A 21,683-nucleotide genomic window follows, 5' to 3' on the forward strand; every position below is an offset into this window, starting at 1 on the left:
GGAGATTACCTTTCGTTCCCAAGAAGTTGGGATATCAGGTGTCTACCAAACGGGGGTCAGGTCCGTAGCAGAAGTTGGGCTATCGGATAGCGGTTTGGGGTCTATCCGAAAGCGGTGTTGTTAGTTCTCCTGTTCTTTTTGGTTTACCAGACCTTTCGACAGGAATTGACGCTTCCTGGCGAGGAGAAAAGGCAGGTTGTCCTTAGCCGAAGATGGCGTGCAGGCATAGGCCGCCGCAAGAGGCGTTACGGTCACTTTCTTTATACTGGGAGGGCATGAGATTACTTCCCATCGCCTCCACCGTTCTCTTCGTCGGGTTAGCTGCCCCGCTTGCAGTGGCTGATGTCCCGGCGTCGCAGGTGCGCATCGACGATCAGGCAGACCTGCTCAGTGATGCCGAGGAGGCAGAGCTAGCTGAGGCCACTGCCCAGGTCACGCTCCCGGCAACGGTCACAGACGTGGATTTTCTCACCTTTGCCAGCAATGATGAGAACTTGAATGACACGGTGCGTTTCTACGCGGGCAGCCACGGGATGCAGGATTCTGAGGGCGAGAAGTACGCCGATGGTCATCTCATCGTGGCAATCGGAATGGATCCGCGCGGCATGGGGGTCTACGCCGGGGAGGATGTGGCCGATGACCTCAACTTGCGCTCCGATGAGCGGATCGCCGGTGTGGTAGACGCCATGCGCCCGCTTCTCCAGGATGAGAAGTGGAAGGACGGGATGCTGCGCGGCGTGCAGGCTGCAGCGGATACCGATCTTGTATCGGAATCCTCCGGAGGCAGTAGCAATGCGGGCTTGGTCGGGGGAATCCTCGCCGGTGGTAGTAGGCCGCAAGAGCAAAACCAAGCAGGCCCGCGAGGACTATGAGTTCATCCTCGCCCACCACGGCGATATGGCGCAGCGCCTCGATGAGATTGATGTGCGCGCGCACTCACTTAGCTCCCCGCTGGCCAATGATTCCCTGCGCAAGGAGTGGAAAGACATCCAGGAGAACTTCCTCGCTGCCCACGAGGAGGTCACCCGGCTGGGCTCCTTGAGCACGAGTTCCTCCGATAAGGAGTTCCGCGAGCACGCGGGAGAGCTAAGCACGGCGCGCGCCGCGGTGGAGGCGGCGATTAATGCCGAGACCAACCTAGAGCAGCTGGCGCGGATGGAGCATGGGGATCCGGAGGTACGCAGGCAGGAGCTGACCACGCTGCACTCCGATGTGTTGGAGGCCGTCACTCAGTCCGAGGGCGAGCTCAATGAGCAGTTGACTGCCCTTGATGAGCGCGTGCTTGAGCTGCGCGAAAAGCTAGACGCACCAGAGTTTATGGATTCCTTCGCCGCCATCTTGGCGGACTACCGAGTACTCATTGATGAGCTCACGGATAGGCTTTACGCTAAATCGCAGGCAGAGCGCAGCGAGGACCACCGGGTAGGTGGCCTGGGATCGGCCGCCTGGCACCCAGGCGTGGGCACCTATTATGTGCCCTTCTACACCACGAATGCCTGGTACCAGGCCGATGTGGAGAGCTCACAAGCCGCCAGCTCCAGCAGCGTCAACACTGGCTATTCCAGCGGTGGCTTCTCTGGGGCCGGCGGCTCGGGCAAGTTCTAGGCGCAGGAGGCTTAAGCCTCTACCGCAGCGCCTTCGCGGACCGGGTCGATGCCCAGGCGGTTGAGCATGTAGAGCACACGGGCCTCTAGGTCGTCGGCCAACTCGCGGGTGGCCTCGAGGTCATCGGCACTTTCGATGTCCCAGATCTTGACGTCCTTGCCCGCCTCATCGCGCTCGAGATGGCGGCCGAGGTAGACAATATAATCCGGCATGGCCACGGTGCGAACCTCATCGAGGTAGCGCTTGCCTGGCTCCAGCATCCCGCGCTCGTGCAGGACGTGGGCCATGTGGCCCTCTTCGCTGATTTCCGGGTGGGTGGCGGCGGCGTCGACCACGAGTGCCTCGCCGGCGTGCTTCTTGGTCAGGGCCACAGCCGCTTGGGCAAGGGCTACCTGGGAGCCGGCGACGAAGCGCACGTGGATGCGGTGGTCGCCGAAGTGCTCCTTGAGTTCGCGCTCCACCATGACAGGAACGAATTCCTCGAGGTTCGCGCTCTGGGAATGCTTAGCGATGACCTCGTCCGTCTTGCGGTTGATTTCCGCGGCGGAGTACTCGTGCCCATAGGCGCGGTGCAGATCCTCACGGATGACGTCAAAGCGGCGTTTGTTGATGTTAATCATCTCTAGCTCACCTTCTCACTTTCTCTTGTTAACCTTTAGTTAACCGTAGCACATTGCTGAGAAATGAAAATGGTGGGCACGCACCCAATATTTACTTTGCTACAAAACTGCAGGTGTAGGCACTTTCCAGAAACACAAAAGGCGGACAGGGGTTGTTCCCCTGGCCGCCTTCCGGCTTGCATTCGGACGCAATTAACTTGGCGTTAACCTTGCTGCATCAATCTTGCAGCTTCCGCACTGCCTAGTGCCCGCGCTCCTGCTCGAGCGGCTTGCCCTCGTTCCACCACGGGGCAAGCTTGTTATCGAACATGGTCAACGCCGAGGCGATGGCCATGTGCATGTCTAGATATTGGTAGGTGCCCAGGCGCCCGCCGAAGAGGACATGATTGTCCTTGGCCTCGGCGGCGGCGCGGCCTCGATAAGCAGCGAGCTTGCTGCGGTCCTCCGGGGTGTTGATGGGGTAATAGGGCTCGTCACCCTCCGCCGCAAAGCGCGAATACTCCTTCATGATGACCGTCTTATCGGAGGGGTACTGGCTGGCACGCTCGGGGTGAAAGTGGCGGAACTCGTGGATGCGGGTGTAGTCCACGTCCGCATCGTTGTAGTTCATCACCGGGGTGCCCTGGAAGTCACCGGTGTCGAGGACCTCGAGGTCGAAGTCCAGCGTGCGCCAGCCCAGCTCGCCCTCGGCGAAGTCGAAGTAGCGGTCCAGCGGACCGGTATAGACCACGGGAGCCTCCGGCGACTGGGCGCGCAGGTCCTCGCGAACCTCGAACCAATCCGTGTTCAGGCGCACCTCAATACCTGGGTGATCAGCCATGTTCTTGAGCCACTGGGCGTAGCCCTCGCGCGGCAGGCCCTCGTAGGTGTCGTTGAAGTAGCGGTTGTTGAAGGTATAGCGCACCGGCAGGCGGGTGATATTGCCCGCCGGCAGCTCCTTGGGATCGGTCTGCCACTGCTTGGCGGTGTAGTCGCGGATGAAGGCCTCATAGAGAGGCCGTCCGATGAGGGAGATGGCCTTTTCCTCCAGGTTCTGCGCCTCATCTGCCGAGAACTCGCCCGCCTGCTCCTTGATGAGCTCGCGTGCCTCATCCGGGGAGTAGTAGTGGCCAAAGAACTGGTTAATAAGGCCCAGCCCCATGGGGAACTGGTACGCGGTGCCATCGTGCATGGCGAAGACACGGTGCTGGTAGTCCGTGAACTCGGTGAACTTGTTGCAGTATTCCCACACGCGCTGATTGGAGGTATGGAAGAGGTGTGCGCCATACTTGTGCACCTCGATGCCGGTCGTGGGCTCGGGCTCCGAGTAAGCGTTGCCGCCTAGGTGGTTACGGCGCTCCACGATGAGCACCTTCTTGCCCAGCTGAGAGGCAGCACGCTCGGCTACCGTCAGCCCGAAGAAACCCGATCCAACAACAATGAGGTCATAAGAAGTCATGCGTTCCACCATATTGCAGCCGCGGGTGCTACGAGGTTAAGGCACGGGCTAAAACCAGTTTTCTAGCACTCGCCCGACGCCGCTTTCGCGGTTGCTCAGCGCGATTTCATCCGCGGCTTCCTTAACCGCGGGGGCGGCATTAGCCATGGCATAGCCCCGGCCGACCCAGCGCAGCATCTCAATATCATTGGGCATATCCCCAAAGGCGATGGTTTCCGCGCGGTCGATGCCGTGATGCTGCGCCAGCCACTGCACGCCGTGTGCCTTGGTCACCCCTGCCGAGGCAACCTCTAAGATGCCATCATCCATGGAGTAGGTAATGTGCGCGACGTCTGGATCGATGAGCGGGCCGACGGCCTCGAACATCTCCGCCGAGCTTAAGTGCGGGTTGCGCAGCAGCAGCTTGGAGGCGGGACAGGCCACCACATCCTCGAGGGTAAGAACGCCGAAGCCATCAAAGACCGCGTTATCGGAATAGCTCGGGTCCACCACGAAGAGCTCGTTGACCGGGTCTTGGGGGGTATTGCCTACGCGTTCAGCACCCACAGAGACCCCGCCGGAGGAGCTCAACGCACCTTGAGCCAGCGTCACAACATCGTGGAGAACTTCTGGCTTCAACTCATAAGACTGCACCACGCGGTCTTGGAAGGAATCGAAGATGACCGCGCCATTGGAGGTCACACAGATAGGCCGCACGGGAAGCTGATCTAACACGGGCCGAATCCAGCGATAGGGCCTACCCGTGGACAGGGCGAAGATGGCGCCACTGGCTACTGCGCGCGCGATGGTCTCGCGGTTGCGCTTGGTTACCCGGTGGTTGGCGTCTAATAAAGTGCCATCAATATCGCTGGCAATAAGCCGCGGCGCAGCCAGTGAAGTAGTCATAACTCACCAGTCTAGAGCCGCGGCCGCAATTGGGCGCGACGAAAGCTAGACCTCGATCTCCGTGTCGGCGTCATCCTCCCACTCCAGGGAGCGCTTCACGGCGCGGCGCCAATCCCGGTAGAGCGAATCTACCTCTTCCTTTTCCATCTTGGGCTTCCATACGTGCAGGTCGCCGCGCTGTTGGCCGAGGACCGAGAGATCATCCCAGAAACCGGCATCGAGGCCGGCGGCAAAGGCTGCGCCAGTGGCGGTGGTTTCCACGTCCTTGGGCCGGTGTACTTCCACGCCGAGGATATCGGCCTGGAACTGCATGAGCAGCTCGTTGTGCGTCATTCCGCCGTCCACACGCAGTTCCGAGATCTCCACACCAGAGTCCGCAACCATCGCATCCGCGACGTCGCGAGTCTGGTAGGCCGTGGCCTCCAGCACCGCGCGCGCGATGTGGTTGCGGTTGGCAAAGCGAGTCAGGCCCACGATGACGCCACGGGCATCGGGGCGCCAATAAGGGGCGAAGAGGCCGGAGAAGGCAGGGACAATATAGACACCGCCGTTGTCCTTGGCCGCGCGCGCCATGTTCTCAATCGAGGCGGAGTTCGGGATGATTTGTAGGTTATCGCGCAGCCACTGCACCAGCGAACCGCCCATAGATACCGAGCCTTCCAGCGCGTAGATGGGCTTTTCGCCCTCCCGCTGGAAGCACACGGTGGTCAGCAGGCCGTTCTCGGAGAACTTCGGAGTGGTGCCGGTATTGAGCAAGAGGAAGAGGCCAGTGCCATAGGTATTCTTCGCAGAACCCGGACGGAAACATCCCTGACCGAACATCGCTGCCTGCTGGTCACCCAGAATTGCCCGAATGGGAACCCCGGACAAGGAGCCACGCTCACGGACCCTGCGGAAGTCACCCAGCGAGGGGCGAATCTCCGGCAGCATGGACATGGGGATGTCCATGGCCTTGCACAATTCCTCGTCCCACTCGAGCTTTTCGATGTCCATGAGAAGCGTACGCGAGGCATTGGTGACGTCGGTGGCGTGCAGGGCCGGTTCACCGTCATCACCCTCGACGCCGCCGGTGAGGTTCCACAGCAACCAGGTATCGATGGTGCCGAAGAGCAGATCGCCCTTCTCCGCCCGCTCGCGCGCACCCTCCACGTTGTCGAGGATCCACTTGACCTTGGGGCCGGCCGGGTAGGAGTTGATGATGAGACCGGTGCGCCGGCGCCAGGCATCCGGGCCATCGGCCGCGGAGAGTTCCTTGCAGATATCGGAGGTACGAGTGTCCTGCCAGACAATGGCGTTGTAGACCGGCTCGCCGGTGTTCTTATCCCAGACCACGGTGGTCTCACGCTGGTTGGTAATGCCCACGGCGGCGATGGAGTGGATGGCAATATCGGCCTCTGCCAAGGCTGCACCCACCGAGTAACGGGTGTTATTCCAAATCTCCTGCGGGTCATGCTCGACCCAGCCCTTCTCGGGGAAGATCTGCTCGTGCTCGTATTGGCCCACCGAAACTTGGTTGCCGTCATGGTCGAAGATGATGCAGCGCGTCGAGGTGGTGCCCTGATCGATTGCTACGACATACTTCTTCTCGGTCTTCTTCTCGGCGTCGTTGCCAGCTTCTTTAGGTGTCATTTCACTTCTCCTTTTTCTTCTTGCTTCTGATTGTTTCTACTTAGAGGACCACCGATAGTGTTCCCACTGCAACGGCCGCGGCAAGAGGAGCCACGATTGGCACCCAAGCATAGGACCAATTCGCACTGCCCTTGTCCCGAATGGGAAGGACGAAGGCGTACATCAGACGCGGGCCCAAGTCACGTACCGGGTTGATGGCATATCCCGTGGGGGTTCCCAGGGACAGGCCGATGGCCACGACGACGAAGGCGACGCCGAAGTAGGTCAGCGGGCCGAGCTCGCCGCCGGCAGGTCCGAAGGCGATGAACATCAAGAGCACGCTCGTGCCGATGAACTCGGTGAGGGCATTCCAGCCGTTCTTAGGGTGAGCAGGGGCAGTGAAGAAGATGCCGCCGGTCTGCGCGTTGGCGCCGGTGACGTTGCCTTGCTCGTCAAGATTATTGGCGTCGAAAAGCTGCTTGAAGGCGGCCCAGGCCAAGATGGCGCCGACCATCGCGCCCAGCAACTGCCCGGCGACGTAGTAGGGAACCAGTCCCCACTCGAGCGAGCCATTCACAGCGAACAGTAGCGTCCCCGCCGGGTTGAGGTGCCCGCCACTGGGATCCGCCACGCTGGCGCCAATGAATACGGCCATGCCCCAACCGAGGGCGATGACGATCCAATCCGATCCGCGAGCGCCAGAGGTGCGCAAGGTGACCAGCGCACACGCGCCGTTACCTAGGAGGAGCAGCAGGGCTGTTCCGAGGAACTCCCAGGTAAATGCGTCTAAACCTGTCATGGAATACATTCCTTCCACGGTCGTGGCCGTATCTGTGTGAGCGGCCCTGACTTATGCCAGGGCCGAGGGCGGGGGAAGTGCCTTAAGGTTTAGGCGTTAACAACAATGTCGTTGGCCTCGCGGTCCGTCAGTGCCTTTTCTGCGGCGAGTTCCGCCTCAGTGCGGCTGCGGAAGAGCTCGACCTCAGCCTGTTTTTCCTCCTCGCTCCAGCCCACCAGCGGCGCGATGAAGTCCGCCACCGGGGAGGCGCAATCGAGACCGCGGTGGCCGTATTCGATGGAGATGCGCAGGCGGCGGGCCAGGACATCCTCTAGGTGCAGCGCGCCCTCGTGCGTGACGGCGTAGCGGGCCTCGGCCCACAGGTAACCCGGGGCCGCAGGAATGGGCTCTAGCAGGGACTTCTCCTCGGAAGCGGGCGCCAAGACCTCGTCGATGAGGGATCCATAGCGTCCCAGCAGATGGGTGATGATGTGCTCGCTGACCCCATAACGCTGAGCCAAGAGCGGGACCTGGTTGGCCAGCGCGTGATAACCTGCAGCACCCAGGATCGGCGTCTTCTCCGTCACGGATTCGGCGACGGTGCCCGGCAGCTCCTCGGCGGCCAGGTCGACGGCGTCCTTACCAATGACGCGGTAGGTGGTGTACTTACCGCCGGCAACGGAGACCAGTCCCGGCGCGATGACGGCGACGGCGTGGTTGCGCGAGAGATTCGAGGTGGAATCGGACTTGCCCGAAAGCAGCGGGCGAAGGCCCGAGTAGACGCCCACGATGTCCTCGTGGATCAGCGGCGTGCGTACGCGCTGGTTAACTTCCTCGAGGATGTAATCAATATCGGCGGCGGTGGGCGCGGGATCAGGCAAGGAGAGGCCGCGCTCCCAATCGGTGTCGGTGGTGCCGATGATCCAGTACTCGCCCCAGGGGATAACGAAAAGGACGGACTTCTCCGTGACGAAGCACAGCGCGGCATCCGCGTCGAGGCGCTCCTTGGGCACAACGATGTGCACGCCCTTGGAAGCATGGACGGTGAACTTGCCTTCTGCCCCAGCAAGCTGCTGGATCTTGTCGTTCCATACGCCGGTGGCGTTGATGAATACCTTGCCGCGCACGGTGGCCTCGCGCCCAGTGGCGTTGTCACGCACGCGGGCGGCGACGATGCGGCCGCGCGCGCCCTTGTCGAATCCGATGACCTCCGTGCCGGTGCGCACAGTGGCCCCGTACTCAGCGGCGGTACGCAGGACGGTCATGGTGTGACGAGCGTCGTCGACAAGCGTGTCATAGTAGCGCACGCCCCCGACGATGGCATCCTCCTTGAGCCCCGGCGCGACCTTGAGCACGCCGCGTCGCGTGAGGTGCTTTTGGCGGGGAACGCTTTTTGCTCCGCCCATGAGGTCATAGAGGGTGAAACCGCCGAACATCATCACGCGCTCCCACACTCGGTGGGTGAGGGGGAAGATGAACTTCAGCGGCTTGACCAGGTGCGGCGCCAGGGTCGACATGTTGAGCTCGCGCTCGTGGAGGGACTCGGCCACGAGGCGGAAGTCCAGCATGGCTAGGTAGCGCAGTCCACCATGGAACATCTTCGAGGAGCGCGAGGAGGTACCTGCGGCGAAGTCACGGGCCTCGATGACGGTGGTCTTCAGCCCGCGCGTAGCGGCATCGACCGCGGAACCCGCGCCCACGGAACCGCCGCCGATGATGACCACGTCATGTTCTTCTTCCTCGTAGCTATTCCAGACGGATTCGTAGTATTCGGGATTGAAATGCTGCCTGCTGACCTGTGCCATGTTCGGATTCTTCCCTTTCTGGGCTCATTTGTGGGCCCTTGTTTGGGCCCACTTCTCGGCCCGTGACCACACCCAGGGTATAGGCCACAGCAACAACTTCCAAGTGGCTCTACTCACACGTAACTTTCGGTAGCGTAACCTGCACGGAGACAATCGACGCCCCCACCAACGCCCATTTTTCACCCCCATTGGGGTGGGCAAGGCCATAACTTCTCACAAGCAAATGACTCACAATCAAGCAATCTGCAGGTTTGGTGAATCAGTGGCAGTGTCAGAGTCCGGGTGGCCTCCGGAGAAGGAGGCGATCGCTATTGCGTGAGTCCCGCCTTGTCGAGCTCCCGCAACAGAGACGGGCGCCGTTTGTAGCGTTCACGGAGAGCCGCGATCGATGAATCGACAATCCTCAGCGCCTCCGTGTCACCCGTGGCGCTGGCTGTCTTCCTGATCTTGAGGAGCTTGCGGGCTGCCGGCCGGTACTTCCGCGTGTCCGCCTCCACAAGCGAGGATGCGACGAGTTCCACCTGAACGCGGATGGCGGCCGGGGCGTCGATCTCCAGATATGCTTCTGCAAGGTCCTCCCAGAGTCCGTGATCACTGAGTTCGAGGCGCTTTGCTGTTTCCCAGGCAAGGCGTGGGTCTTTCATCGTGCTGAGCTGGAATCGAACCAGTTCCCAGGGGCGGTCGGCCATGGCAGACTGAACCTCGCCGAGCACACCATCGCCCGCGAGTGCGAGCAGACGCTCAGCCAGCTCGACGCTCGGCCACCGCTTGAACACCGTACGGGTGGCAGCGAGAAGATCCTCTCTCCGATGCTGCTCAAGGAGCCTCAACCAGAGCCCGGACGCGCGCTGCGACTGGAACCCGCCTGCAAATAGCGTCGCCTTCTCCGCCCACTCGATGGCCAAATCGAACCTGGCGATTTCCTCGAATGCTTCTGCGACGTCCTCATACCAGGCTGCGACCGTGCCGTCCTTGAGGTGCGTGCGGATAATCTCTTCCGGGTCCCTGTCGAGCACCGCGAATCGCTGCTCGAACCATTTCGCGATGAACTCGGTGTGGCTGTATCCGGGAGGCTGCTCGCCCGGATTTTGGGGTTTGATTCCTTCTCTGAGTCCCGCAGCTCTTTCCCGGAGTCGCTGCACACCTTTGTCCCCGAGGGCGGGCGCGTAGGCGACGGGGTCGAGTTCGAAGTAGTCGACCTGGTCATTGAAGTGGAAATCAAACACCCAGTCCGCGAGCTTTAGCGGTTGGATGTGAGCGTCAGCTGCGGTTGCAGGGTGGAGCTTGATGAGCGAGTTGCATGCGTCACCGATGATGCCGGCGGAATCATCCGCGCGGGCAATGATCCGAATCGCACTGGCGAGCGCCTTATGGACCGTGCGATGAAGCTCATCCGGTGAAGGCACCGCAATCCCGAGCTCAGCAAGCGATTCCGGTTCGGTGGCGGCGGTACGCAGCAACATCACACCTTCCTGCATACGCACGCCCTGCTCGTTGGCGGCCGAGTAGCGCCACAGATCGGTTTTTCGGGAACGGATCAGTGGAAGAACAGCTGCGTCGAGTTCAATGCGTTCATCGGTCATGGATGCAGTCTCCGAAGGGTAATGTGTCAGTACCTCAACCGTACCGTGATGTCACTGGGCTACGGAGGCTGGTGCGCGATGATGTGCATCCGCCGGTGCACCGCTGCCCAACTCCACACCCTGCTCAAACCCATGCCCACCCCGAAAGCTACGCTATCCCCATGATTACAGGCGCGCTGAAGTCGAAGGTGGATAAAATCTGGGACACCTTCTGGTCCGGTGGAATCTCCAATTCCATCACCGTCATCGAACAATTCACCTACCTACTGTTCATAAAACAGCTCGATGATAGGCAAGCCAACAATGACTTCCAGCGCTCCCTCGGCGTCGAACCAACAACTGCCGATATTTTCGACGCCGACCATCAACATCTGCGCTGGCGTAATCTCATGGAGGTCTCCGACGGAACACAGCGCCGCGAGATCATCGTGGCCCAGGTCTTCCCCTTCCTGCGCGACCTTGGCGGCAGCGGCTTTGCACAGCACATGAACAACGCCACCTTCGGAATCGACAACCCCGCGACGCTTATCAGCGTGATGCGTCAGATCAACGAGCTCGCCTTCACCAACAACGATATGTCGGGTGATCTCTATGAGTACATGCTCTCCAAAATCGCAGCATCGGGCACCAACGGGCAGTTCCGAACCCCCAGCCACATCATCAATCTCATGGTCGCCCTCATGCGCCCCTCCCCCACCCAGCGCGTCATTGACCCGGCCGCCGGCACCGCCGGCTTCCTTGTGGCGACATCGGAATGGACCAGAGAGCACCACAAAGACACGCTTCTCGACGGCAGATCACGCACCCACTTTGAGGCCTCCGGGCTCACCGGATTCGACTTCGACTCCACCATGGTGCGCATCGCTGCCATGAACCTTTTCATGCATGGCTTCGAAAACCCCAACATCAGCTACCGCGATTCCCTACAACAGATCCCCGATGCTGACCGGGAGGCCTTTGACATTGTGCTGGCCAACCCGCCATTTTCTGGCAGTATCGACGCCTCCAGCCTTGATCCCACATTGGCCGGACTGATTACCTCTAAGAAGACCGAGCTGCTGTTCATCGCCCGCTTCCTCACCCTGCTCAAACCCGGTGGACGCGCCGCTGTCATCGTGCCTGAAGGGGTGCTTTTCGGTTCCACCAAAGCACACAAACAACTGCGCAAGCATCTTCTTGATGATCAACGCCTCGACGCCATCATCAAACTTCCTTCTGGCACATTCAAGCCCTACTCCGGGGTTTCCACCGCGATCCTGTGCTTCACCCGCACCGACCGTGGCGCGTCTGAGGACGTGTGGTTCTACGAGATCACCGCCGACGGCTACTCCCTCGATGACAAGCGCACCCCGCTGCTACCTGAACACCTGTTGGGGACCTCCCCCACTGTGCGGCCCCGTAACGCAGACGTTTATGATGACGATCCCAAGCCCGCGATCTTGAGCTCGGAGCAGCACCAGGCCAACAACCTTCCCGATGTAATCACCCGTTGGGCAGAACGCACCGGAACTGAACGCGACCGGGCTCGCACCGAGCAGTCCTTCACCGTGCCCGCCGAGGAGATCCGCGCCGCTGACTACGACTTCTCCATGAATCGTTACAAGGAGATCGTGCTCGATACCGAACAGACCCGCGATCCCTTGGAGATCATCGCCGAGCTCAAGGACTTGGACCGAGAGATCGCAGCAGGGTTGGAGAAGCTGGAAGCGATGCTGCGGGAGGGAGAGCGATGAGCCAGTCAGGGAAATGGCCGATGGTGAGGCTGGGCGATGTTAGCAGCGTGACTTCAGGTGGCACCCCCAAGGTTTCCGTCGCAAAATACTGGAACGGGAGCATTCCATGGGTGACCCCCGCCGATCTAGGTGAACTCTCCGAGTTTGATGTTTCAGGAGGAGCACGCTTTATCACCATTGAGGGACTTCGCCACAGCTCAGCAGTATTGATCCCTGCTGGATCCGTCATTATCTCCAGTCGAGCACCAATTGGGCACGTCGCGATCAGCTCTCGAGATTTAGCAACGAACCAAGGATGCAAGAGTTTCATTCCTGGGGAAAACCTTAATGGCCGTTTCCTGGCCCACTACTTAGTTTTCATCCGGAAGCAACTACAGTCCATGGGAACAGGCGCAACGTTCAAAGAGCTGTCACTAACGCGTTCCAAAGAAATACTGGTCCCCCTACCCCCGCTCGCCGAACAAGAGTGGATCGCGGGGATATTAGACACTTCAGCAGCAACGATCCAAAAGAATGAATCACTTCGGAACAGTATCGTGCCTTCCGCAATTGATGTGCTTGCAAAATATCTGAGTAACTCACGCAGCGTCATCGGCGATTACGTCGAGTCCATTTCGTCCGGAAAGAGCATCGCGGAGTCCACAGACGCTAACTCAAACAGCCGCATTCTCAAGGTCAGCGCCGTTACCTCAGGGATATTTCAGCCAAAAGAAGCAAAGCCACTCCCCGTTTCCTATAGCCCGCCTGCCCACCACCAAGTCCACGACGGAGACGTACTAGTAAGCCGAGCAAACACCGCGGAGCTCCTAGGTGCGGGAGCAATTGTTGAAGGCGAGTTCAAAGGACTCTATCTTCCCGACAAGATCTGGAGGGTGACCCCCAAGCACTTGGTCGACCCGTATCTTCTTTGGGGAATTCTCCAAACACCAGCGGTCCGAAAACGAATTAGCCAGCGATCTTCGGGCAGCAGCGGAAGTATGAAGAACATTTCTCAAAAGAACTTCCTTGGAGTTCCTGTGCCTGAATTAAATGCAGATCAAGCCCAAAGCTGCACCGCCTTGATCCGCGAGGCCCTGCACGCTAGGAGGCAAGTTACCAATCGACAAGTGCTGCTTGAACAACTCCACCACTCACTCTCTACCCGTGCATTCGCCGGAGACCTCTAACCGCTCCACCAGGAACGGGCGTCGACAAGCAGCCAACCTCAGCAAACGCGGTCAAATGGGCAGCTGCTATATCTCGGTACCGACGTGCTTCACAGGCGCGTGATGTGGCGCTCGTCGATCTCAACGACCTTCGTGACACGGCGGGCATACTTCTCTTCGGTGGTGCCGAGCCAGTCGGTGGTCATCCATGCCTTGGCTACCTCCATTGCGAGCGCGGATCCGATGATTTTGCCGCCGATGCACAGCACGTTGGTATCGGAGTGTGATCAGGCGAGCGCCGCGCAGAAAGGGTCCTGTGCGACTGCCGCGAAAACGCCGGGCAGCTTGTTCGCGATCATCGCCGAGCCGTAGCCCACGCCATCAACGAACAGTCCACGGTCGACCTCGCCGTTCGCGACGGCTAGGGCCGCAGGATAGACGTAGTCGGGAAGGTCACACGACTCCTCATCGCGGGTTCCAAAGTCGACGACTTCGTGGCCTTCAGACCGCAGCCACGCTGCGATCTCGTTCTTCAGGGCAGTTCCGGCGTGGTCATTGGCCATTGCGATGCGCATAGGCTGCAGTCTACTCGCGATCTGGATCGTTGAGATCCCCGCGGGCAAAGGGCTCTCCGCGACAAGTCAGATTACTCTCGGCAGCCCCACGTGGAATCTGCGCATTCGCTGGCAACCTCTAACTGCTTCACCAAGAGCACGCTTCGATAGGCACGCCACCTCCAGAATCTCATTTAAGAATTCGATAATCATATGAGTAGGCAATTCGAGCAGCAATCAGTTAGTGGACGAATGTCACCCGATCCCCATCAATCCGCCCGCAAACACTGGAGAATTAGCAATTTAGCATCAAATACACAATTAAGACTTGCACCTACAAGTGAAAGCGGCTTAAGATTAGAACCACACTCAAATAAGGAGGTGTCCATTATGGGTGCAACAGTTCTATCTTCTGAGCATGTCTTGATCACCGATGATACCGTTCGTGAGGCTCGGGAGACTCACATTTCCAGAGGTTCTAGAGTTTCTATCCGAACAGGTACGGGCGACACCATTGCGCTGACACACAACGTTGAGCAAATGTTGCTCCAGACCCTAGATTCAATCGCGAAGAGCGGCGAAGTTACGATTGGTAGGATTCCGGAAGAGCTTACGAGCACTGCCGCTGCTGATCTGCTAGGCGTTTCTCGCCCGACTCTCCTCAAATGGGCTCGTGAGGGGAAAATCGACTCATTCAAAGTTCGGACCCATACCCGCTTCAGACGTGAAGAAGTCTTCCGCTTGAAAGAAGAGAGAGCAACCGAGCGTAGCCGAGCCTTCGTTACGCTCCGCGACTCAACTGCGGCTAATCAGGCGCTCTTTGATGACTGAGACCGAGCAACCCCTTTAATGCATCCGCGTCAAAGGGGTTGTCTATACTCTAGACATGACTCAGAGGGTGTTTGTGGATGCGAATGTCTTGGCAAGCAGGACATGCCTTGACTGGCTGTTCTTCCTTCGTCTGCACAACGAAGGAATGTTCCAACTGCATGCAACCAATGATGTATTCGCAGAAACAATCCGGACACTCCGCCGAAATAACCCGCGGCTTCCCGGTGGTGTGGTAACCGATCGCCTCGAGAAAATTCGGGAATGCATGGATGAAGTCCTTCGGGATTTCAGCGGAGAAGGGAAATTCTCCGGCAAAGACAAAGATGACTACCATGTGCATGCTGCAGCAGTAGCCTCGAAAGCTGATCTTATCCTCACCAATAATGACCCAGCTGACATCACACAGACCCCGGATGAAGAACTATACGAAATCATCAACAGCGATGAGTTTTTCATGCTTGTCACTGATTCAAATCCGCACTGCGTAGTTCCTATCACGCAAGAACAATTCTCATACTGGGGCTCGAAACCCGGCAGTCGCCCCCTGGACGAAGCTTTGAAGAGGGCCAGCTGCCCTCAGTTCGCGGCACGGGTACGAAAAGCGCTCCAGTACATTGCGCAAACCTCGTAATCAACCACTGCTGTCCGTTGGGCCGGCCCGCACTGACGCAGAAAGCACGCGCACGCTGCGTCGACAAGCATTCTTTCCAAACCCCGCTACAATCAGAACGAGTACCCACCCACCTGCACCGGAGCACCCATGACCACCGCAATCCCACAAAGCAATTTCGCATTCGTGGGTCGGGTATGGCCGGGGCTGCTCAATGATTGCGTTCAGGCAGAACGCAATGCGTTATCCAACCCGGTGGCCTCATGCTTTTTCTCCCGGCGCGTTCTGGAAAGAATCATCCGGCATATCTGGGAGTTCCGCAGTCTGTCTGACACCGGTGGGGCGAACCTCTTCGCACTCCTGCAAGATCGGCGATTCACCGCCATCGCACCAAAGAGCCAGCTGGACAAGATGCATTTCATCCGGCTGCGCGGCAATGATGCCGTCCATGATGGTGCCCCGATCAACGCCCACGTCTCCGCACGTGTGCTCATGCAGCTTTTCGACGTCCTCGCTTGGGCGACCGCCCGGCACTCCGCGCACCCCCAAGTGAGCCCCACCTCCCCGTTCAATCAACAGCTGCTTGACGCCGCACCCGTCCCAACCCCGATCAACCGCGTGCAGCTGAAGAAGCTCGCCGCTGATCTCGAAGCCAAGGATGCGCAGCTCAATGAAACCGCGCTGCTTCTGAGCAAGGCGGAGCAGGAGCGCCTAGCAGAAGCAGAAAAGCATGCCGAGGAACGAGCAGCCTTCGCTGCCCGCAGTATTCAGGCTGAAGAGGAGAAAGCCTCCACTGAAGCTCAACTCTTGTTGGTGCAGGAACAGCTCAAGCGCATCAAAGCCGAGCGCGATGACGAAGTAGCCCGTCTGCGCAGGCAAATTCGCGATGAACTCGCTGCGCAGACCGGAACCGGCACTCAGCCCTCATTGCCGCCGACCATCAGTGAAGCTGAAACCCGTCGCGACCTCATCGATCCAATGCTCGCCGCCGCCGGTTTCTCACTCGGCCGCAATGTCACCGCAGAGTTCCAGGTCAAAGGAATGCCCGTCTCCACCGAGAACCGCAGCGGGAGCGGCTACATCGATTATGTCCTATGGGATGATGACGGCGCGCCGTTGGCGATCATCGAGGCCAAGAGATCCAGTGCCAGTCTCAGCGACGGCGCTGTGCAGGCCAGGTTGTACGCCGATGCCGTCGAATCCGCTTATGGAAGACGCCCCATCATTTTCTGCACTAACGGCTACCTCATCGAACTCACTGATGATGCCGCCAACCTGCCGGGATCAGGCCGCGGCTATCCCACACGCGAAGTCGAAGGCTACCCTGAAGCGGAAAACCTGCGCTCGATGATTCATCGTCGGCAGGCAAGGGCACGCCTGGCTGTGGCTTCCGTGGATCCGGATATTGCGGGCCGTGACTACCAACAGGAGATGATTCGCCGCGTCACAGAGTCCTTTGAAGATAAGCTTAAACGCCGCGCCTTGCTCGTCATGGCCACGGGTACCGGAAAGACCCGTGTCGCCATTGCCACCGCGAAGCTGCTCCGTGAATCCCGCTGGGTGGGCCGCGTTCTGTTTCTCGCTGACCGCACCGCTCTCGCCGACCAGGCACATGACAACGCAGTAAAACTCTATCCCGAATCCGCCCCCGTCAATCTGCTGCGGGAACCGGATGGAGTTGGCGAGTTTTACGTGTCCACCTATCAAACGATGATGGGCATGATCAATGATGATGGCGCGCATCCTGCAAGGTTTCGGCCCTTTGACTTTGATCTCATCATCATCGATGAGGCGCACCGATCGATCTATTACCGCTTCAAACGCATCCTCGACTATTTCGACGCCTACGTCCTGGGCTTGACGGCCACACCGAAGGACGAGGTCAACCGAAACACCTATCAACTCTTCGATATCGATGGACGCGAGCCGACCGGCTCTTACACACTTGAGCAGGCCATCGCAGATAAATTCCTCGTTCCCTACCGCATTTTTGAGCAAGACTCCCTCTTCCTGCGCAGCGGCGTGCGCTATGCGGATCTTGACCCCGACGACCAGGAGGCCTGGGACAGCGTCGACTGGGGCACCGACGAGGAGGGTAATCCACTTGACCCACCCGACGGTGTTTCTTCTGCGGAAATCAACTCCCGCTTGTACAACCGCGATACCATCCGGCAGGTCCTGAGCACGCTGGCGGAGAAGGGACAGAAGGGACAGGGCGGTGACAAGTTGGGGAAGACCATCATCTTCGCCCGTACCCAGAAACACGCCGGCCTTATCAAGGAGGAGTTCGACCGCCACTTTGCCCTCTACTCCGATGAGCCGGCCTCAGTGATCACGCACTCCACGCGCTACGCCGACGTCGAACTCAAACGCTTCAAGAATCCCGACAGTGGACTCACCGTGGTGATCAGCGTGGATATGCTCGATACCGGAATCGATGTGCCAGAAGTGGTCAACCTAGTGTTTTTCAAACCGGTCTACTCGGCCACGAAATTCTGGCAGATGATGGGGCGTGGAACGCGGCTGCGCCCGAACCTCTTCGGCGCCCACCTGCACAAGAAGGAATTCCGGGTTTTCGACTTCTGCGGCAACGCGCGCATTTTCCTCGACCAGGCCACGGTGGACCCCGGGGTCGGGCGCCAAGTATCTCTGTCAGAGCGGCTCTTTATCAGCCGTGCAACATTGATCGCCCAGCTTGATGAACGTCAAGATACCAACAACAGTGACCTACGCTCGCACCTTGCCACGCATCTCCACGAACTGGTCAGTTCCATCTCCACCTCCAACATCCAGGTCCGTCCCGTGGATCGTCCCACCTTGGAACGCTTTCAGAATTTCTCATCCTGGGCTCGATTGGATTCAGGTGATGTTGAATACCTCAGCGAACACATTGCAGCACTGCCCATGCCAACGATGACAGAGCCGGAATCCGCCAAACGCTTTGACCTGCTAATCCTCCAGCTCCAGCTGGGGTTGCTCTCTCCCGATGGAGCATGGGATGCCAATCGACGCCGCGTAGAGCAGATCGCACAGGAACTCCTCGGCGTCGCCGAGAATCTTCCCTTTGTCGCATCGGCTTCCGCGACGCTGGAGGCGGTCCTTGATTCCTCCTGGTGGGAAGGTCTGACTCTCAATGACCTGGAGAAATTGCGCCGCGACGTACGCGACCTGGTCGAATTCGTTCCGCGCAATAAACGCCAAGTGGTCATCCTTGATGTTCAGGACGAATTCGGGGAGATAGCCGAAATCGATGTGCCTGTCACTCATGCAGCTGTCGGTGTGAACCTTGCGCTTGTGGAAGCAGGACTGCGAGCGGCCCTCGCCCAGTACGCAGACTCTCTCCCCATGCAAAAGCTGCGCACCGCACGACCGCTGAACAACACCGATATCGACGCGCTGGAAGCCATGATCGCCGATATCGGACTAGAAGGAGTCGACGACGTCCGTCGTAGCCTCGGCCACGACACCATCCCGGCTTTCATCCGCCGCCTTGTCGGACTCGATGAACGCGCCATGCGCGAACAATTCGATGATCTCCTCCACGAAACCACCCTCGGCGCCAACCAGATCGCCTTCATACGGCACATGATCAAGGCACTCACCCACAACGGTGGCCTGACAATCGAAGAGACGCTCACCGACAGCTTCTCTCCCGTCGGCCGCGCCATCGACGTTTTCCACAACAACCAAGCCGTTATCCTAGACCTGAAGAGTCGGCTCGACCGAATCAACTCAACCGCAGAAGTACCGGTGGCAGACCCTGCTTGAATGGCAGGGAGTTTCAAGTCATAGGAACCTTCGGGAAAGGCATGAGGCCTGAAACAAATATGTTTTCTTTGCGGGTCCAGAGGTACTATCGGCTAAGTTCCACTCCTGTGTGGATTAAACCCTTGCAGTAGATTGCCGCCGCGACCTAATATAGCGCTGCTTGAGCGCACGGCTTTCCTCTAGGAGTCGAGAATGTTTGGAAAACCTAGCAGAAGCCCGCAACCCCCCAGAACACGGAGAAACACAGCCATGAGCTTGTCAGTAATTGAGGCGATTGAATCGCGCCGCTCCACCCGCAAGTACACCGACGAGCTCCCCAGCGCCGAGCTCATTGACAGGGTGGTTAAGCTTGCCCTTGAGGCACCTAGCGCTTTTAATGCGCAGCAAAGGGAGATCGTCGTGGTCACGGATCCAGACGTTAAGCAGGCGCTTTTCGATGCCTCTCATCAGCGCCAGTTCCTCGACGCCCCGGTCGTCTTCGTTGCGGTTGCCCGGGTGGAAAATGATCCCAGCGATCTAGAGGAGATCCTCGGTAGCGAGCGCGCCGCCCGCGTCGAGGGATTCCTCCATGGGCGCGACCTACAGGCCGCGCGCGAGGCTTCCTTGAAGGACGCCAGCCTCGCCGCCGCGTTCTTACTACTGGCAGCACAGTCCGAGGGTCTGGGCACCAGCCCGACGACCGGCTGGGATGAAGAGAAGGTCAAGGAAGCCATCGGCATCGGCGGGCGCGCCGACCGAGCCATCGCCCTTGTCATCGCCGCCGGCTTTCCAGCCGAGCACCCGCAGCACCCGGGCCGGCTGGACAATCGCCGCATCGACAACAGCTACTAGTTGCTCTCCTCCGCGCGCAGCTCACGTTGACGCGCGATGATATCGAGTACCTCGGCCGCGCCGTCCTTGTCGGCGGTGTAGGTGACAGAGCGGGCGTCACGCAGCACCTCGACCGGGGCGGATTCCAGCGCCACGCTGTTGAGCCAGCTCAGCCCCTCGTCGCCGTGCTGGCTGAGGAATGCCAGGACCTCCTGGGAGCCTTCGGCAGCAGGGTCAATGCCTAGCGCGTCAAGAACGGTATGCGCTGCGTTAGCGCGGGTGGCGGCGTGGGAGGTGATAATAGAGCCCTCGCCATATTGGGTGATGCTCAGTTCCTCGGCGAGTTCATCGCCGAGTGCCTCGCGGATCTGCTCCGGCAAGAGTTCTACGCTGCCGCTGAGTACCCCGGCGGCATCCGCGCTGGCTAGGTGCTGCCAATCGATGCCGGCTTCATCCCCCAAGGCTTGCTCCACCGCGAGCACGGTTTCCTCTGCTAGCGGATGGGAGTCCACGATGTCCTCGCCATGGCGAATCAGGGCGCCGTTATTCTCAATGAACCAAAGATCCTGGGGCAGCTCGTCGCAGCGGTGGCTGCGCGCGTCCTCGGAGACGAGGACGAGGTGCTCGAGATCGTCGACAAGCGCGGCGAAGAGCTTGCGCAAGCGTGCACTGATGACGCCGTCCTCGTAGACAAAAGCCTCCTCGTCGGCGATGACCACCTTGGGCACCTGCGAGTAATCAGCCTTGACCCGGTTGGGCAGGCGCGACATGATGACGCGGGATTGGGCGGCCGCACCGACGAGCACCTGCTCCACGCGGGATCCGAGGTAGATCTCCTTGCTGCTAGCGGCAAGTTTCTCCTGGGCATCTGCGATATCAGTCTTGAGCTGCTCGAGAACCTCAGCAATGCGCTCCTTGCCCTCGCCCAGGCCGCGGCTGGCTTCCTCGAGGACGGCGTTGAGATTATCGTGCACCCAGGCGGTGATGTCGGTAGTGGTATCGGTTGCGGTGTCCTGCTTGTTGGCAGGAATGTTCATGTGCATCTTGGATTTGGTGGCATCCGCCAAGCTCAGCGAGATGTCCCGAACGCGATCCTTGAGACCACTGAGATCATCGCGCAAGCGGCGCACGCGGTAGCGCTCGGATTCGATGGCCTTGTCTTGGGACTCGGTCTGCGCCAAGCTGGGTGCTCCTCCTCCCTTGCGCGCGGGCACCCAGTACTCGCCGGCGGGCATAGGGCCGAAATCTTCCTCATACTCCTGCCACATCTTCTCCAGCTCCGCCTGCATGCGGCGACGGATCTCTGTGGTATCCGCCTCGACGTCACCCGTGGGATAGAAAGGCTCGAGTGCATGAATGAGGATCGGGGTATTGGTACGCCCCAAATGCCGCTTGTGCCCCTTGGTCCACAGACGCTGCGAACCGAAGATAACCTGCGGGATCACCGGAACACCCGCCTCGGAGGCGATACGCACGGCACCGCTGCGCATGGCGCGAATCTCAAAACTGCGCGAAATCGTACCCTCGGCGAAAACGCCGACGATCTCGCCGGCTTTAGCTGCGTCCACAGCAGCCTGCAGGGAACGTGAGCCATCGATACGATCGACAGAGATATGTCCCATCAACCGCATGAGAAATCCGATCCCGGGCTTGGCAAAGATCTCCGATTTAGCCAGGTAGCGCACTAGGCGGTGACGCCGACGTGGCAAGAACCCGCCGAGGACAAAGTCCATGTATCCGGTGTGATTAAGCACGAGAACCGCGCCTCCGGTGGCCGGGATATTCTCCTCACCACTCACCCGCATCTGCAGGCCTTGCGCCACGGTCACGCCCTTGGCAGCGCGGACGATCTGCCGATAGCAAAAGTCTTTCGCGCGCCTATTCTTCATTCGCGCTTTGTTTGCAGATGC

17 protein-coding genes and 1 pseudogene are annotated in these 21,683 nt (G+C 59.5%); 8 read left to right on the forward strand and 10 right to left on the reverse strand.

Going from position 1 to position 21,683, the window contains the following annotated elements; translation table 11 throughout:
* Window positions 1–120: 120 nt before the first annotated feature.
* On the reverse strand, window positions 121–255 hold the full coding sequence (locus tag B2696_RS09645) for a hypothetical protein (RefSeq protein ID WP_286955154.1): 135 nt from the start codon (window positions 253–255) through the stop codon (window positions 121–123).
* A gap of 20 nt (window positions 256–275) precedes the next feature.
* Between B2696_RS09645 and B2696_RS09650 the strand changes: the two genes are divergently transcribed.
* Together B2696_RS09650 and B2696_RS09655 are read left to right on the forward strand one after the other, a co-directional pair.
* Window positions 276–872: a DUF5129 domain-containing protein gene (locus tag B2696_RS09650; RefSeq protein WP_286955155.1), complete on the forward strand. Its 597-nt coding sequence runs from the start codon at window positions 276–278 to the stop codon at window positions 870–872.
* Window positions 793–1,605 carry a hypothetical protein gene (locus B2696_RS09655; protein WP_286955156.1) on the forward strand — a complete coding sequence of 271 codons (813 nt, stop codon included), beginning with the start codon at window positions 793–795 and terminating at the stop codon, window positions 1,603–1,605. The genes B2696_RS09650 and B2696_RS09655 overlap by 80 nt, the downstream gene beginning before the upstream one ends.
* 11 nt (window positions 1,606–1,616) lie before the next feature.
* On the opposite strand, the gene B2696_RS09660 is transcribed toward B2696_RS09655, so the two are convergent.
* From B2696_RS09660 to B2696_RS09690, 7 genes are all read right to left on the reverse strand, one after another.
* Window positions 1,617–2,225 (reverse strand): three-helix bundle dimerization domain-containing protein, encoded by a 609-nt coding sequence (locus tag B2696_RS09660; RefSeq protein ID WP_286955157.1) that lies wholly within the window; start codon window positions 2,223–2,225, stop codon window positions 1,617–1,619.
* Window positions 2,226–2,466: 241 nt separating this feature from the next.
* Window positions 2,467–3,663: a UDP-galactopyranose mutase gene (glf, locus tag B2696_RS09665; protein ID WP_286955158.1), complete on the reverse strand. Its 1,197-nt coding sequence runs from the start codon at window positions 3,661–3,663 to the stop codon at window positions 2,467–2,469.
* 48 nt (window positions 3,664–3,711) lie between these two features.
* Window positions 3,712–4,548, reverse strand: a complete 837-nt coding sequence (locus tag B2696_RS09670) for an HAD family hydrolase (protein ID WP_286955159.1) — start codon at window positions 4,546–4,548, stop codon at window positions 3,712–3,714.
* A gap of 45 nt (window positions 4,549–4,593) precedes the next feature.
* Complete coding sequence (gene glpK / locus B2696_RS09675) at window positions 4,594–6,177, reverse strand: glycerol kinase GlpK (RefSeq protein WP_075730700.1); 1,584 nt, start codon at window positions 6,175–6,177, stop codon at window positions 4,594–4,596.
* Window positions 6,178–6,217: 40 nt separating this feature from the next.
* Window positions 6,218–6,955: an MIP/aquaporin family protein gene (locus B2696_RS09680; protein WP_286955160.1), complete on the reverse strand. Its 738-nt coding sequence runs from the start codon at window positions 6,953–6,955 to the stop codon at window positions 6,218–6,220.
* An 89-nt stretch (window positions 6,956–7,044) separates the two neighbouring features.
* Entirely contained in the window at window positions 7,045–8,739 is a 1,695-nt protein-coding gene (locus tag B2696_RS09685; protein WP_286955161.1) for a glycerol-3-phosphate dehydrogenase/oxidase, read from the reverse strand.
* A gap of 308 nt (window positions 8,740–9,047) precedes the next feature.
* Window positions 9,048–10,322 carry a DUF6880 family protein gene (locus B2696_RS09690; RefSeq protein WP_286955162.1) on the reverse strand — a complete coding sequence of 425 codons (1,275 nt, stop codon included), beginning with the start codon at window positions 10,320–10,322 and terminating at the stop codon, window positions 9,048–9,050.
* A 161-nt stretch (window positions 10,323–10,483) separates the two neighbouring features.
* On the opposite strand from B2696_RS09690, the gene B2696_RS09695 reads away from it, so the two are divergent.
* Window positions 10,484–12,055, forward strand: coding sequence for a type I restriction-modification system subunit M (locus B2696_RS09695; protein WP_286955163.1), 1,572 nt, complete (start codon window positions 10,484–10,486; stop codon window positions 12,053–12,055).
* A complete protein-coding gene (locus B2696_RS09700) occupies window positions 12,052–13,221 on the forward strand; it encodes a restriction endonuclease subunit S (protein ID WP_286955164.1) in 1,170 nt (389 codons plus the stop codon). Before B2696_RS09695 ends, B2696_RS09700 begins: the two co-directional genes overlap by 4 nt.
* 89 nt (window positions 13,222–13,310) lie before the next feature.
* On the opposite strand, the pseudogene B2696_RS09705 reads toward B2696_RS09700, so the two are convergent.
* A pseudogene (locus B2696_RS09705) lies at window positions 13,311–13,775 on the reverse strand (RpiB/LacA/LacB family sugar-phosphate isomerase).
* A gap of 369 nt (window positions 13,776–14,144) precedes the next feature.
* Here B2696_RS09705 and B2696_RS09710 point away from each other — a divergent pair.
* The 4 genes from B2696_RS09710 to B2696_RS09725 all read left to right on the forward strand — a co-directional run bounded on the left by B2696_RS09710 (window position 14,145) and on the right by B2696_RS09725 (window position 19,794).
* Window positions 14,145–14,585 (forward strand): helix-turn-helix domain-containing protein, encoded by a 441-nt coding sequence (locus B2696_RS09710; RefSeq protein ID WP_286955165.1) that lies wholly within the window; start codon window positions 14,145–14,147, stop codon window positions 14,583–14,585.
* A 55-nt stretch (window positions 14,586–14,640) separates the two neighbouring features.
* A complete protein-coding gene (locus tag B2696_RS09715) occupies window positions 14,641–15,216 on the forward strand; it encodes a PIN domain-containing protein (RefSeq protein WP_286955166.1) in 576 nt (191 codons plus the stop codon).
* A 129-nt stretch (window positions 15,217–15,345) separates the two neighbouring features.
* Window positions 15,346–18,963, forward strand: coding sequence for a DEAD/DEAH box helicase family protein (locus tag B2696_RS09720; protein WP_286955167.1), 3,618 nt, complete (start codon window positions 15,346–15,348; stop codon window positions 18,961–18,963).
* Window positions 18,964–19,212: 249 nt separating this feature from the next.
* On the forward strand, window positions 19,213–19,794 hold the full coding sequence (locus B2696_RS09725) for a nitroreductase family protein (protein ID WP_286955168.1): 582 nt from the start codon (window positions 19,213–19,215) through the stop codon (window positions 19,792–19,794).
* Here B2696_RS09725 and B2696_RS09730 read toward each other — a convergent pair.
* Window positions 19,791–21,662: a 1-acyl-sn-glycerol-3-phosphate acyltransferase gene (locus tag B2696_RS09730; protein ID WP_286955169.1), complete on the reverse strand. Its 1,872-nt coding sequence runs from the start codon at window positions 21,660–21,662 to the stop codon at window positions 19,791–19,793. The two genes, B2696_RS09725 and B2696_RS09730, sit on opposite strands and share 4 nt — an antisense overlap.
* Window positions 21,663–21,683 lie beyond the last annotated feature (21 nt).

This window comes from Corynebacterium sp. UBA4397, assembly GCF_002390965.1.
Lineage (GTDB): Bacteria > Actinomycetota > Actinomycetes > Mycobacteriales > Mycobacteriaceae > Corynebacterium > Corynebacterium flavescens.

What these genes read in the sequence shown, in the direction of transcription:
- B2696_RS09685 (WP_286955161.1), bottom strand. Translation starts at nt 8,739, where the DNA reads ATGGCACAGGTCAGCAGGCAGCATTTCAATCCCGAATACTACGAATCC.
- B2696_RS09730 (WP_286955169.1), bottom strand. Translation starts at nt 21,662, where the DNA reads ATGAAGAATAGGCGCGCGAAAGACTTTTGCTATCGGCAGATCGTCCGC.
- B2696_RS09660 (WP_286955157.1), bottom strand. Translation starts at nt 2,225, where the DNA reads ATGATTAACATCAACAAACGCCGCTTTGACGTCATCCGTGAGGATCTG.
- glf (WP_286955158.1), bottom strand. Translation starts at nt 3,663, where the DNA reads ATGACTTCTTATGACCTCATTGTTGTTGGATCGGGTTTCTTCGGGCTG.
- B2696_RS09680 (WP_286955160.1), bottom strand. Translation starts at nt 6,955, where the DNA reads ATGACAGGTTTAGACGCATTTACCTGGGAGTTCCTCGGAACAGCCCTG.
- B2696_RS09655 (WP_286955156.1), top strand. Translation starts at nt 793, where the DNA reads ATGCGGGCTTGGTCGGGGGAATCCTCGCCGGTGGTAGTAGGCCGCAAG.
- B2696_RS09650 (WP_286955155.1), top strand. Translation starts at nt 276, where the DNA reads ATGAGATTACTTCCCATCGCCTCCACCGTTCTCTTCGTCGGGTTAGCT.
- B2696_RS09695 (WP_286955163.1), top strand. Translation starts at nt 10,484, where the DNA reads ATGATTACAGGCGCGCTGAAGTCGAAGGTGGATAAAATCTGGGACACC.
- B2696_RS09690 (WP_286955162.1), bottom strand. Translation starts at nt 10,322, where the DNA reads ATGACCGATGAACGCATTGAACTCGACGCAGCTGTTCTTCCACTGATC.
- B2696_RS09715 (WP_286955166.1), top strand. Translation starts at nt 14,641, where the DNA reads ATGACTCAGAGGGTGTTTGTGGATGCGAATGTCTTGGCAAGCAGGACA.
- B2696_RS09710 (WP_286955165.1), top strand. Translation starts at nt 14,145, where the DNA reads ATGGGTGCAACAGTTCTATCTTCTGAGCATGTCTTGATCACCGATGAT.
- glpK (WP_075730700.1), bottom strand. Translation starts at nt 6,177, where the DNA reads ATGACACCTAAAGAAGCTGGCAACGACGCCGAGAAGAAGACCGAGAAG.
- B2696_RS09720 (WP_286955167.1), top strand. Translation starts at nt 15,346, where the DNA reads ATGACCACCGCAATCCCACAAAGCAATTTCGCATTCGTGGGTCGGGTA.
- B2696_RS09725 (WP_286955168.1), top strand. Translation starts at nt 19,213, where the DNA reads ATGAGCTTGTCAGTAATTGAGGCGATTGAATCGCGCCGCTCCACCCGC.
- B2696_RS09670 (WP_286955159.1), bottom strand. Translation starts at nt 4,548, where the DNA reads ATGACTACTTCACTGGCTGCGCCGCGGCTTATTGCCAGCGATATTGAT.
- B2696_RS09700 (WP_286955164.1), top strand. Translation starts at nt 12,052, where the DNA reads ATGAGCCAGTCAGGGAAATGGCCGATGGTGAGGCTGGGCGATGTTAGC.